Below are 13,699 nucleotides of genomic sequence, written 5' to 3' on the forward strand. Positions count from 1 at the left end.
CGATTGTTAAGCCGAGCGATTGTTGAGCCATTCCCCGACACGACGGAACGTATCCGTCCGCGGAGGTGATTCGCTTCGACTAAACGTATGGTAATCAATCTCGGACACATATCGAATCAATCGAATGAGCGAGAAGGCGAACGCAATGGTGCAGCCAATCGCAAAACTAAGACCGTAACTGTCCGGTCCGAGCGGTAATAGGAAGAACGTCAACCCGGCATTCATCGTGATGAAGAGGGCTGACGTATATGCCGCTCCCCGATGGTCTTCAAAATAAAGCAAGACGAGTGTGAGGACGAGCACCATGGCGTTTGAGAAGGCCCCAATCGTCGTCATTTGGAAGACATCCCGAATCTCAGGTGATAGACCGAGGAGTGGGAACAACACGGCCGCGAACAGAATAAAGAGAAGCGACACGAGCCCTTGGTTTCGGAATAGTCGTTGTAATTCCTGTCGTAAGACGAGAAGCATCGCCGCCTTCGACCGTTGAATCTGTTGATACGTACCCCCTTCGTTCACATATCCATAAAAAACGCGATACCGTTCATAAAAACGTGTCTCGACCGATACGACGAAGATTGTCATCGTCGGGATAATCGTCAAGTAGGACAGGAAGATGGCCGTGTCATAAATCGGATGATACCGGAACGTGTCGAGATGGACGCTTCCTCCTTCTGCGAACCAGATGATCCACGTGCCGACCCAAATCCCGATGTTATAGAGAAAACTGGTCCAAAAGAGCGCGGGATAGCGGTCAAAATAGCGATAGAACGAAAACTGACCGACCGTACTCCGATTCGGGAATGTAAGGAGCATCGACATGAACAAGCCGAACAACGTCACGACAAGACCGAGCGTCATACTCGCCGTCAATGCGAAACTCTTCATGTAAGACTCCGTCAAATATTGCATCAAGAACTGGTCCGTGATGAGGACCATGGCGACGGCGACGACACCACCGGCTACAAAACTATAAGCGACCGCCTGATAAAATTTCGCCGCACTGAGGAACAAGAAGTGTACCCAAATCAAGTTGACCGTCATGAACAGAACAAACGCCAACGCGTTCAACAAAGCCGGAAGTTCAGAGAACGACAAGAAGATGGCGAACAGCACAGAAGCGATCCCGACGGTCGTCTTCATCATGCCGATAAAGGCAGGAAACAGGTCCTCATATCGTTTCTCATAAAAACAGTCGGCTAAGTATCTCGTGACGACGAGCTGTTGCACACCGAGCACGACTTGCGAAAAGATAAAACTGTACGAGACGATCAAATTGAATGTCGTCCGTTCCTCGAGTGTCGCGATGGACAGATAACTCGTCAGCCACTGCATGAGGGCAATCGTGACGATGACGATGAGCCACGGCCCTGACGTGACGAGACCGGCAAAGGCGTATGCTTTGATGCGTGATGAAAAATAATCTTCTTGGAATAACTGTTGTAACTTAAACCCGATGCCCGCCATATGCCGCTCTCCTCTCTTCGTATAAATGTAGATACGCATCGATGAACTGGTCGGTTCGATAATACGTCTCGACGCGCTCTTGACCGTTTCGTCCGAGTCGGCGCGCATCTTCGCGGTTCTGATGGAACCAGACACACCGTTCCGCGATTCGGCGCGGATTGACCGGTGGAACGACGAACCCGGCCGGACCGAACGGTTCATCCGGTCGTCCGTTCACAAGTTCCGCACATGCCCCGACGTCCGTCACAATCCACGGAACGCCCGCAGCCATCCCTTCAAGAACTGCAAGCGGTTGTCCCTCGGAGATACTCGTCAACAGACAAACATCGAACTCGGGAAGGTGCTGTCGGATATCCACTTTTCCGACCATAAAGACGGACTGTTCGAGCTCGAGTTGCCGGATGAGAATCTCGCACTCGGCCGCATACTCTTCATCCTCATCGAGCGGCCCCATGATGGTCAGTTCGAACGGGACAAGCATATCCTGAAGTAGTTTCGCCGCATAAATCATCGTTTTAATATCTTTAATCGGCACGACGCGGACGATTGCTCCGATTCGAAGTTTATCCGTCCCTTGGATATGACCGAGTGCGGATAATCCCGTCACATCGATCCCGTTTGGAATAATACTCAACTTTTCGACCGGTGCCCCGAGCTGACGTTGCAACTCGCCGTTTCGTTCAAAGAGCGTGATGACGTCATCCGCTGTCCGGTACGCTTCCCGGGAAATATGGTGGAAGAACTGAATCCAGTGGGAGCGAAACTCAGTTGGAATCCATGATGCTTGTAACAGTTCTTCTTCGCGTTCACGTGAATAAATGCCGTGTTCAGTCAGGAGGAACGGGATGTTCTGTCGCTCTTTCATCGCACTCGCAATCAGACCTGCGTATCCAGTGGAGGCAGCGTGCACGAGGTCGACTTGAGGTAACTCGGATTGGAGCAAATCCAGGACAGGCGCATACATACCGCGCCACATCCAAAAGTAATCGATGAACGAACCGGCCTGCCCTTCTTCCTGATAGCTCTCCGTGACGAGCTGATAGAAGAGACGACTCGAAAAGAACTGTTCCGGTGTCCCGATTTGATTCTCAAGTAGCGGATAGATGGATGAATCGACTTGACCGAATGTCATCCACGTTTTGATTCGTTCTCGCTCCGTTTTCGACAATTCCTCCGGTCGACGTTTCCGTGTTGCACGCTGATTAAGGGCGAGCGTGGTCACGCCGGTGACATTCTGTGGTAACGCATAGCGATAATCTGCCTCCGTTTTCGGGTTTGGCATGATTGAGATAATTTCAAACTCATGCATCGGCATTTGTTGCATCAGCATGTGAACCCAGCTCGATACCCCTCCGCTCACATACGGATAACTCCCTTCGACAACGATTCCTATTTTCATGGGCGATCCTCCAATATTGGGAGACGGACGGACGTGTCTCTCAATTCGACTTGATATAACGTACCGCTTTCATCGAACGGCTTGACTTCGCCAAATTCGAATGTCCCGGTATTTAAACGCTTGCCAGGTTGTACACGGACAAGTAACGTCGACGGGACAGGCAGTTGTTGGGCATTGATATCAATCGCATCGTTCGTGTAGGCGACATCGATTTGCGCATCTTGATATAGTTTGTACTTCCGATACGCATCATATTGGCTCATGCCCTCGAGATGCGGATACTTGGCGTAGAGCGTCTGGAACAAACCGCCAAACGATTCTTTCATCATCTCCCAGCCTTTCCCTTTCGAGCGATCATCATCTAACACATCATCCGGGTGAATGAAATGGGAGACGAGACCGAAGTTAGCGACAGCGTCAATGACGACGAACAAGTCATCCGGTGTCTCATTGTACCCGCTCGAGACACGAGGAAAGTCATACAAGTTCGGATATACCGGATCGGGCCCGAACTCTTGGATGTAACTTCCTTTCGTCGCATCCCCGCTGTAAAGCCCGGCGACGATCAATCCTTCTGAGAACTTCTCGTTCAACACGGCGAGTCCGGTTTGTCCGATGATGTTCGACGGTGGCACGTAGCTACGAATCCGTTCATTCGGTAAGTAATAGTCAAACGCCTCGACGACACGATCAATCGCGGAACGCATTGCGTCCCCGTCTTTCCATCTCGTATAGCCAAGTTCCGGATCCATCGTTTCATTTCCCGTGATGAGCGGTTGGTGGTTAAATCCGTGCAACCCGACTTCCCCATTTTCTTGGAGTAAACCGCGACCGTATTCGAGCATCGGTGCTCGAATCTTTTCAATGAGTTGTTCCGTCGTCTCCTCATTCGTCGCTTTATAACTGCCAATCAAGAAGCCCGTATAAGTGACGTCATAATCGGCACTGATTTGTTTCATATCTTTCCACCAAACCTCTGAGAAGAATTCTTTAATGGACAAGTCATATTCTTTCGTGATGACCGGATTCGAGTAATTCGGCACCGGTGCCGGGAAGTCGTCAATATGGACGACCTTGATGCCAGCTTGTGGCATAACGAGTGCCGGGAACAACATCGAGAGCGATTGCACCATCAAGCCTCGTGAGTTCTTGTCCGTCAACGACGTCGTATTCCAAAACATGACCTCTCCTTTCCCATAAGGAGATTGCCATAAAATCGGTTCGTTCTTAGCGGAGATGAGCACGTCCGCTTCTTCCTTTAATTTGACGTCAGCGATACTGTGAACGAACAAACCAGAGTCTTGCGGCAAATCGACATATCCAGGGAAGATTTCTTTTTCGAAAATCAGCCCGTTGATTCCATCTTTAAAGTCTCCGAAATCCCTTACGCCGACGAGGTCCGCCCAGTCTTGGTCGATGAATCGTCCGGCAACATAGAGACGTCCGCCTTTTTCGACAAACGATCGAATCGCCTCGTACGGCCACGACTTCGTGTTTTCCCCGCTGACGACGAGAACGTGTTGCGGAGACGGCTTGATTGATGCGATTGCCTCTGCTTCAATCGAGGAATAAGGCAATTTGGCATAATCGAGTGCGTATTTGAAGTTGTTCAAAACGGCCGTCGACAACGCATCTTCATTCTGATGAATATAGATTTGAATCGGATCTCCTTCCACCGTTCTTACCTCACCCGCTAGTGTCGTAAAGGACTTCGGTTCGTGCGCTTCTTTTGGGATGAGCCGATGACCATAGTCAAGCCGTAAAAATTGGACGACGACAATCATCGCGATGAGCAAGGAAAACAAGGATGCGAGATACGTCGTAATCGATTTATTCATGAATGGGCACCTTCTAACTGTTGAATGACAAAGCGATAATCTTCTGGAACGTCTTGCAAATCAAGATGCTGATGGAGTCGATCGAGGATGGGGCGTAACTTGACCCAATCCCCCTTCGTCATGTGATGTTCAATCAACATGACATAACCATCAGGTACTTTTGGGTGATTGAACGTCAGCGCTTCCGCCAATCGCTCGCCTGTCTCGATATCACCAGACTGGAACGACAAGCGTGCTTTCGTACGTAAATAAATCTCGTCCGTCGCATCATACTTGCCTAATTGGTCGAGATGAAACAACGTACGCTGCTGAATACGCGCTTTCATATCTTGGTCCAAAAGACCACTCCCCAAAAAGGAAACACCCGTCTCGATGACCGGATAAATCGTTTCTGGTCGTTCGGAGTTCACTTGTGCGATTCGCTGTTTAAACATCACATCATATCGTTCGAACAACGTGTTCCGGACGGTCGCCGCATAGTGGACCGTTTCCGTGTCTTCATGTTCGAGACCTAAGTTTAAGTACTCCTCCGTATTCATGAGCGGTGTCGACATGAGTTGCGTGATCGACTGTTTCCGCTTCTTCCCATCCATCTGCAGGGCTTCCGCTAACGGAACGAGATCGAGGTCTTCTTTTGCCTGCTGTTGCAATCGCTCCACGTTGACTGTATCGAAATGGATGTATTCGTCATAGTCGAGAAGCGTCTTCGACGAGGCGAAGCGACGGGCGATGGCGTAAGCGATCAAGCCAAACAGCTCACCGATCACCGGAATGACGGCACTGACGAGAAAAATGGAAAACCAAACACCCTTCTCGGACACATCGACTTTCGTTCGGACGACAAGACGGTAGATGACAAATAAGATGACAGCATGAAGAAGAAAGAACAGGAGAATCATCCAACCGGTCATAGACGCTTCCCACCTTTCACATAGAAGACATGTTCAATCCGTTCTTTGAATCGTTCTGCCGACTCAATCGGTGTTCCTGGGAGAAGGAAGTGAAGGATGCGCTCGTCTTCGTCATATCCGATCACATCAATCTCACGCATGGACTGTCTTAAAATCAATTCCATCTCAATCAATGATAAGTCTACGCTTTTTACAGGTAGCGTGACCGTACTATACGGTTGACCATATTGTTCATGACGTAGCACTTGTTGGGCCACTTTTTGTTCAAACGCTTCCATTCGGAACATGTGCGTTCCGTCGACGAGCTGGTCGCTGACGAGCATCCACTCGAGTGCATCCGCTTTTTCGATTCGAGTTCCCGTCCAGTCTAAGACGAGCTTCATCATGTTCATCTCATGGCTGCGTAAGCGCAGAATATCAATCTCATGGACGATCAATACTTCCTTCACCGCTCCCTCATAACAAATCGGAGCGACGAGAAGCGGTCCATCTAACTCATCTGCCAAACGAAGCGTCGGTTTTTGGGATTGGAACATTCGTGCGAAAATCCCTTGTTCCGAATCGATAAAGAGTGTCTGTGGCAAACGCTCCACATCCCCTGAACGGACATGAAGACGAAGCGTGCGTCGTGACGCATCCAAATGATATAAGGCGATCTGACGAGCACGGAAGACGCGAGTAAACGTTCCAATCAAATGGTCACGTACCAAATCGGTCGAATCTTGATCGAGTTGTAGCCCAATCTCATAAATTTTGGACAATGTGTAAGTCGAGTCGAGTACCCGTTTTCGCATTTCTCCCTGGGACTCCTGAAGTTGTTGCATCGTCTGTTTCAATTGTTCGTTCTCATCGACCACTTCTTCTTGACGAATGTGGAGAGACTGGTATCGCTCTCGATAAGACGTACTGAAGACACCCGCACTGAGCGCGACGAAGAAGTGTAGTAAAATCCAAGCCAACTCATTCGTGTCGTAAAGGAATAAAAGCAAATCAGATCCTTCCATCAAAAGGAATGAGAAATGATAGAAACACGTCAATGCGAAACTGACGAACGCACCGAGCAATCCATATCGTAACGAAAACAGGAGAATGTAAAAAATAAGCGGGTCAATCGCCCAATCCGACAAAGAAAGACTAAATGTATAGTCCAAAATGCCGATAAGTAAAATAGTCACAATCATTTCAATCCATTTGATAGATGTGCGATGTTGGGTATAAATCATAGTGTCACTCATTCCTTTACGTGGTATTTTAGTAGTAGGACATTCAATGGATTGTCGACAAAAATTTCATATCGAGACGGGCAAACTTACTGAAAAGTAAGGGCGCAAAGACATGGGTCGTCGATCTTTATAGATACCGATCGCCAGTCTGCAATAGCCGCAGCCGCTCTCTGATAACTATCAGGAGGGTTTTTTTATGGGTATTTTCTCAGCCAAACGAATTGTCAGCATCTGTTGTGCATTCCTCGTTGGATTGGCGTTTCTAACGCCGCACCAAGCAGTCGCCGAAGCGAGCAATCCACTCGCAAACGTCGAGTCGTACAAAATTTATTACGACGCTCCAAGTAAGAAAAAGATCAAAAAGATGCAACAGTATGACCTTGTTATCATCGAGCCTGTTTATTATACAGCAGCGCAAATCAAAGAATTACAAAAGTACGGAACAAAAGTGTACGGCTACATCAACACGATGGAAGCGGACAATTGGAATGTCGATTTCATCCAACAGATGAATGAGTCGGACTTCTTCCACCGCAACGGACAACGTGTCCATTATGCGGAATGGGATTCTTACTTGGTCGATATGACATCAACACACTATCGTGAACTGTTAACGCGTGAAGTGGAGAAACAAATCGTCGCCAAAGGATTGGATGGCGCATTCCTCGATACCGTCGGCAATATCGATAACGAGCATTCGGAACAACCAACCATTCTAAAAGCGCAACGCGCCGGGATGAGTCAGTTCATGAAATCAATCAAGTCTACTCACCCTTCCCTTTCTCTTATTCAGAACTGGGGATTCGCGACATTGAAGACGTATACGTATCCATACGTGGATGGTGTGATGTGGGAGAGCTTTAACTATACAACTGTAGCAAAAGACCAATGGTCAAAAGATCGTATTCAAGAATTGCGTGACCTCGATGCACGATACGGAATCAAAGCGTTGACCGTGTCTTCGAAACAACGCCCTAAGAGTGCCGCATATGCTGAAAAAAATGGGTTTATCCATTTCCATTCAAATGCTTCACTAGATTATAATAAATTCTAACTTTCATTGACATGATTGTACAAATATCTGGTAGTCTCTACAATGTAAAATCTAAAAAACATCCCACGTGTTTGCCTTCTTTATCGGCAAATGCGTGGGATGTTTTGATTGATTCTCTCCATTCTAGTGATATAAATCACGGATCAATCTTACTTGACCATCCGGCTCTTGATAAATCACATGTTCTTGAGACAATTCCGTCGGCGAGCGAACGCCTGCCGCAGCCGTCATATTGTACAATCCTTCCCGAAGCGAGATGATATAGTTCGTCACCCGAAAGCTCTTCTCGTCGACGACGAGGGCCCGTTGCAGTTTCGGGTCGGTCGTCGCCACCCCGACCGGACAGCGGTTCGTATGACACACCTGCGCCTGGATACAACCGACATTGAACATGAGCCCTCGAGCGATATTGACGAAGTCCGCTCCGAGCGCGAGGGCGATCGCTACTTTGTCTGCCGTGATGAGTTTTCCCGAGGCAAACAGTTTGATGCGGTCTCGAAGCCCATGCTCGATTAGTAATCGATGAACATACGGGAGTGCCGCTTTCAGTGGCAAGCCGACCGTGTCCGCCAGCTCCTGATACGTCGCCCCGGTTCCCCCTTCACTCCCGTCAATGGTAATGAAATCTGGCACCCGGCCCGATATGGCCATCTCTTGGACGAACGATTCGATGTCTTTCAAATTTCCGACCACGAGTTTGATGCCGACGGGCTTCCCACCGACGTCACGCAATTTCTCGATAAAGGTCAACAGTTCCCCATGGGTATGAAACTCAGAGAATCGGTTCGGACTGTCAATCGTCTCGCCAACTTTCACATGACGGATTCTTGCAATCTCCTCGGTCACTTTGGATCCATCGATATGTCCTCCGCGTGTCTTCGCTCCCTGCGCGAGTTTCAGCTCGAACGCCTTCACTTGAGAAAGCTCACTTTTTTGTTTAAACGCCTCTATCGAGAAGGAGCCATCCTCATTTCGGACACCGAATAAGGCCGGTCCAATTTGACAGATGATATCCACGTTCCCTTTTAAATGATAGTCGGAGAGCCCGCCCTCCCCTGTATTCATCCACGTGCCACCTGCACGACCGAGTCCGATTGAGAGAGCCGTGATCGCCTTGTCCCCGAGCGACCCGAAGCTCATCGCTGACTGACCGACGAGCCCGCGGACATGGAACGGTTCCCGACAGGTCCCTTCTCCGATGATGACCGTATCTTCTTCTTTTAAAAGATAGGGTGAGATGTCACGTTCGACGAGATGTTCTTTTCGGGTGAAGAGATTATCTTCATCGAGCTCATACACCCATGTCGCCACTTTCGTCTCATTATCGATCCGTAACTCGTTCCGATTCGTTGGATATAGTGCGTTTTGAAGATAAAACCCGCCCGACTCAAAATCACGTTCCGAGCCGAATCCGATGATGCGCGATTTGTATTTCCCTGCAATGACCGCTGCTTCATAGTCGTTCCGTGAGAATGGTTTCGCTTCATTATCGTTTAAGAATAGATACTGCCGTAACTCGGGTCCCATCTTCTCGAACATATACCGGAGTTTCCCGAGAATCGGGAAGTTACGGAGGACAGAATGTTCACGTTGGTTTCGGTCACGGCGCCACAAATAAAACAGGAGTAGCGGTGGGGTTGTCATAATCAGTAGCAATAGTATGAGTAAAATCGTCAACATCGCTGTATTAAAAGACATTCCTTTTCCTCCTTTCCCCGAGACGAAAACACCTTGTCGTCAAACAAGGTGTCGTCAATGATTCGGGATGGTGATCCCATCAAATTGTTCATTTCGGCAAAGCGTGATTGCTTGCATCGCCAACTTATAATCCTCTTCCGGTAATGCAATCAGTTCAGTGGGAAGAACCCATTCTTTTGAGTTATATAAATGGATGACAAGTTTAGCGAGTACAAACTCTCGTTTATCAAACGTATTGTCATCGATAATCGTCGAGGTGCGAATCTTACCTGATTCAAGATCCATGTAAGGAAGTAGGCATTCACGTATATGTTCATTTCCCGCAATCACATACAGGGCGGCGAAGTATTCTCGACCGGTACTGCCGGGATCCGTGAGCCGTTGTGCCAACCGTTTGAACTCGTTGTAGTGGTCGGAAGATAAAAAATCAATGTGGTTCATCGGTCCACCTTCTCTCTCTAAGCCTCACTTTGCTCTCAAGGTTTATAATTTCCACCTTTTTGTAGAAATTAACCCTGTTTTCTTCAAATTCGGCGCATCGAAATGGCTTCACGCATCTGTTGGAGCGACGCACGGGCCGCTTCACCCCGGCGCATCATGACGGCTGTGAACAAGGCATCGATGAGACTTAGTTCGGCAATCCGGGAAGCGAGCGCCTCCGAACGAAATGCCGTCTCTTGTGATACGGTATAGAGCGACACATCCGCCAGTTTCGAGAGAGGGGACTTCGCATAGTTCGTGATGGCAATCATCGGCACACCCTTCTCCTTTAAGAGCTTGGCGATATCGAGTGTCTCCTTCGAGGCACCCGAATGCGAGATGACGACGGCGACGTCTTCTGTCGTCAATTGTGAGGCTGACATGAGCTGCATATGCGACTCGAGGATGGCGCTCACTTGTAGCCCACTTCGGACAAACTTATGATACGCATCTAACGCGACGACGGCCGACCCGCCGCTTCCGAAGAATTCGATGCGACGTGCATTGAGGAATAGCTCGACCGTCTTTTCAAGAGAGGAAGCCTCTAAAATCTGACGCGTCGACTCGATCGTCTTCCCGTTCGTCGAAAAAATTTTCTCTGCAATTTCGAGCACGGTATCCGTCTCAGCGATGTCTTCATGGATGTCTTGGAGCGGAGCGACGACATCCGAGGCGAGTGCAATCTTTAACGCCTGATAGCCTTTAAAGCCGACACGCTGGCAAAAGCGGAACACGGTCGATTCGGCGACATCGAGGTCGTCTGCCACTTGATTGATCGTATGATGAATGATTTGTTCTGGTTGTTTCAAAATATAATCGGCAATGCGCTGTTCTTTCTTGCTCAGTGTCGAATAGGCGCCACGAATGCGGGCCGTCCCGTTCATCGTTTCCATCAAGAATCACCCTTTCTCTTCTTCACTTAACGATACCGTTTCGAAAAAAATTCCGCAATGTGTGATTCATGCAAATGATTGACCCACCTTACAAAAGTAAGCAAGAAGCGCCATTCGTGAATGTGCTACTCTAATAAAGCACTTTTTCATTCACTCTTTGTACCATTTGAAATCGAAAGGACTGTTTCTCATCGAACATCACCTGAGTAGCACGTACAACCTACCACTCGTCATTCTCTCTATCGCCGTCGCCATCTTTGCTGCCGGTGTCGCTCTCGATATTAGCAGTCGTTTGAAATATGCGAAGCACGCCTCTCGATTCAGCTGGGTCGCAGCGGGAGCTTTCAGTCTCGGACTCGGCATTTGGGCGATGCACTTCATCGGCATGTTGGCATTTCATCTTCACGCTGACGTGACGTATCACCTCGGTATCGTGCTCTTATCCATCGTGCCGGCCGTCGTCGCCTCCGGTCTCGCTTTTTGGATCATCAGTCATCCTGAAACGCGACCGACGCAGCTCGTCTTTGGCGCCTTCTTAATCAGTGTCGGGGTCGTTTCGATGCACTATATCGGGATGGAAGCGATGCAGATGAACGCGATTCTTACCTACGACCCGGTCATGTGGATCGCTTCTGCCATCGTCGCCTTCGTGGCTTCACTCGTCGGACTATACATTCTCTTTTATATCCCAAACGTCTCCCGCTTCCATTGGCGTCGTCTTACCAGTTCGGTCTTGATCGGGGTCGCCGTTTCCGGCATGCATTACGTTGGGATGGGCGCGGCTCGGTTCACACCGATGAGCGGAGGAATGCAACCGGTAAATGGATACTCGGTTGATAGTACGCTTCTCGCCTACGTCATTGCGGCGAGCGTGATGACCTTATTTGTGATCATGTATATCTCACTCCGAACGGCCTCTCAACTTGAGGCACAATCTGAAGAACTCGAGATGAAGTTCGAATCCATCATCGAGTCAGCATCTGATGCGATTATCGTTGCCGACCATACCCGGGTCATTCTCCAATGGAATCAAGGGGCTACCGACTTATTCGGCTACACTTACGACGAGATGATTGGGCAATCGATTGTCGCTATCATCCCGGAACGCTTCCGTGACGCACATGAACGCGGGATGAAGCGTTATGAAGCAACAGGTGAAAAACGCGTCATCGGTCAGACGGTGGAATTGATTGGATTGCGGAAAGACGGTGTTGAAGTACCGATTGAAATGTCACTCGGCACGTGGAAGACAGAGAAAGGCCTCTTCTTTAGTAGCATCATCCGTGACATCAGTGAACGGAAACGGATTGAGGCACAAATCAACGACCTTGTCTATTTGGACCCGCTCACGGGACTTCCGAACCGCCGCCTGTTCAGCGATCGGCTCGATGCCCTGCTTGGACAAGGTCAATCTGAACAGTTTGCCTTGTACTATATCGATTTAGACAACTTCAAAGTCATCAACGACCGCTTCGGTCACTCCATCGGAGACCAATTTTTAAAACAAGTGACGACCCGCATCCAGTCGACGATTCAAAAATCGGACACGCTCGCCCGTCTCGGTGGAGATGAGTTCATCATCTTGTCACCGCATACGAAAAGTAACCTCGCGGCCCATCGTGCGCAAGAACTGATCAACGTCCTGAATCCTCCGTTCGAGCTTGAACATGAAGAGGTGTTCACAGGTGCCTCGATCGGCATCAGTCTCCATCCGTCCGACGGCGATACAGCCGAGGAATTGATTAAGAACGCTGACATCGCCATGTATCGGGCGAAAGCGGACGGCAAGAATGGGTATCAGTTCTTCACGAATGAATTGAATGAGTCCGTCTCCCGCCGCTCCAACTTATCGATGGCACTACGGAAAGGCATTGGGCGTGGTGAGTTCACCGTACACTATCAACCGCAAATCCAACTAGAGACTGAAATGGTCATTGGCATGGAAGCGCTCGTCCGCTGGAATCATCCAGAGTTCGGGATGATTTCCCCTGGTGAGTTTATTCCGATTGCTGAGGAAACAGGGAGCATCCATCGTCTCGGCGAGTTCGTTTTAAATGAGGCGTGTCGTCAAAATAAGGCGTGGCAAGATGCAGGGATTCCGCCGTTCCGGGTCGCCGTCAATATCTCGGCCATCCAGTTCGCTCAAAAAGATTTACCGGAAGTCGTCAGTCGTGCCCTCGCCGCATCCGGTCTCGAGGCGCAATATTTAGAGCTTGAGTTGACCGAGAGCGTCATTCAAAGCGCGGACCGTGCCATCGAGACGATGCATGAACTCGTCGCCCTTGGCGTCCATCTCTCCATCGATGATTTCGGAACCGGGTATTCATCTCTCAGCTATTTGAAGCTGTTCCCGATTGATACGCTCAAGATCGACCAGCACTTCACAAAAAATATCGAGAGCGACGAGAAGGACGCGGCTCTCGTCAAAACAATCATTCGGATGGCGCACGAACTCGACTTGAACGTCATCGCAGAAGGTGTCGAAACAGCACATCAAGTCGCCTTCCTGAAAGCCGAATCATGTAATCAGGCGCAAGGATATTTTTACAATCGTCCGTTGCCGGCTGAAGAAATCGAAGTCTTCTTCCAACAATATAAGAAAGCGTCATCGAATTAATCCGTTCGACCTCCCATTGTGGAGGTTGATTTTTTTATTCAAAAAGAAAAAAATTCCGTAATCACACTTGTAAATCGAATTTATTTTGATATGATGAATGCAGAGACGGAAAAAAATTC

Annotated in this window: 10 protein-coding genes and 1 riboswitch; of the genes, 2 read left to right on the top strand and 8 right to left on the bottom strand. The window is 49.0% G+C overall.

Features of this window, described 5'->3' with window-relative positions:
- Positions 1 to 6 precede the first annotated feature (6 nt).
- From pelG to KNO90_RS04910, 5 genes are read right to left on the bottom strand one after another with little or no spacing between them, the layout of a single operon-like run.
- Positions 7 to 1,467, bottom strand: a complete 1,461-nt coding sequence (pelG, locus tag KNO90_RS04890) for an exopolysaccharide Pel transporter PelG (protein ID WP_215113133.1) — start codon at positions 1,465 to 1,467, stop codon at positions 7 to 9.
- The gene (gene pelF, locus KNO90_RS04895; RefSeq protein WP_214742010.1) at positions 1,448 to 2,866 is read right to left on the bottom strand and encodes a GT4 family glycosyltransferase PelF; all 1,419 of its coding nucleotides are present in this window, start codon (positions 2,864 to 2,866) and stop codon (positions 1,448 to 1,450) included. The genes pelG and pelF overlap by 20 nt, the downstream gene beginning before the upstream one ends.
- Complete coding sequence (locus KNO90_RS04900; protein WP_215113134.1) at positions 2,863 to 4,704, bottom strand: DUF2194 domain-containing protein; 1,842 nt, start codon at positions 4,702 to 4,704, stop codon at positions 2,863 to 2,865. Before KNO90_RS04900 ends, pelF begins: the two co-directional genes overlap by 4 nt.
- The gene (locus KNO90_RS04905; RefSeq protein WP_215113135.1) at positions 4,701 to 5,615 is read right to left on the bottom strand and encodes a hypothetical protein; all 915 of its coding nucleotides are present in this window, start codon (positions 5,613 to 5,615) and stop codon (positions 4,701 to 4,703) included. The genes KNO90_RS04900 and KNO90_RS04905 overlap by 4 nt, the downstream gene beginning before the upstream one ends.
- A complete protein-coding gene (locus tag KNO90_RS04910; protein ID WP_215113136.1) occupies positions 5,612 to 6,838 on the bottom strand; it encodes a nucleotidyl cyclase domain-containing protein in 1,227 nt (408 codons plus the stop codon). Before KNO90_RS04910 ends, KNO90_RS04905 begins: the two co-directional genes overlap by 4 nt.
- A gap of 69 nt (positions 6,839 to 6,907) precedes the next feature.
- Positions 6,908 to 6,994: riboswitch (cyclic di-GMP riboswitch) on the top strand.
- A gap of 40 nt (positions 6,995 to 7,034) precedes the next feature.
- On the opposite strand from KNO90_RS04910, the gene KNO90_RS04915 reads away from it, so the two are divergent.
- Complete coding sequence (locus KNO90_RS04915; RefSeq protein WP_214742014.1) at positions 7,035 to 7,892, top strand: glycoside hydrolase family 191 protein; 858 nt, start codon at positions 7,035 to 7,037, stop codon at positions 7,890 to 7,892.
- 123 nt (positions 7,893 to 8,015) lie between these two features.
- On the opposite strand, the gene KNO90_RS04920 is transcribed toward KNO90_RS04915, so the two are convergent.
- The 3 genes from KNO90_RS04920 to KNO90_RS04930 form a co-directional block, all read right to left on the bottom strand.
- A complete protein-coding gene (locus KNO90_RS04920; RefSeq protein ID WP_215113137.1) occupies positions 8,016 to 9,590 on the bottom strand; it encodes an FMN-binding glutamate synthase family protein in 1,575 nt (524 codons plus the stop codon).
- A 54-nt stretch (positions 9,591 to 9,644) separates the two neighbouring features.
- The gene (locus KNO90_RS04925; RefSeq protein ID WP_214742016.1) at positions 9,645 to 10,031 is read right to left on the bottom strand and encodes a hypothetical protein; all 387 of its coding nucleotides are present in this window, start codon (positions 10,029 to 10,031) and stop codon (positions 9,645 to 9,647) included.
- Positions 10,032 to 10,114: 83 nt separating this feature from the next.
- Positions 10,115 to 10,963 (bottom strand): MurR/RpiR family transcriptional regulator, encoded by an 849-nt coding sequence (locus KNO90_RS04930; RefSeq protein WP_215113138.1) that lies wholly within the window; start codon positions 10,961 to 10,963, stop codon positions 10,115 to 10,117.
- 157 nt (positions 10,964 to 11,120) lie between these two features.
- Here KNO90_RS04930 and KNO90_RS04935 point away from each other — a divergent pair, with 157 nt between their 5' ends.
- Positions 11,121 to 13,580, top strand: a complete 2,460-nt coding sequence (locus KNO90_RS04935) for a bifunctional diguanylate cyclase/phosphodiesterase (RefSeq protein WP_215113139.1) — start codon at positions 11,121 to 11,123, stop codon at positions 13,578 to 13,580.
- The last annotated feature ends 119 nt before the right edge of the window (positions 13,581 to 13,699 follow it).

This window comes from Exiguobacterium sp. s63, assembly GCF_018617335.1.
GTDB lineage: Bacteria > Bacillota > Bacilli > Exiguobacteriales > Exiguobacteriaceae > Exiguobacterium.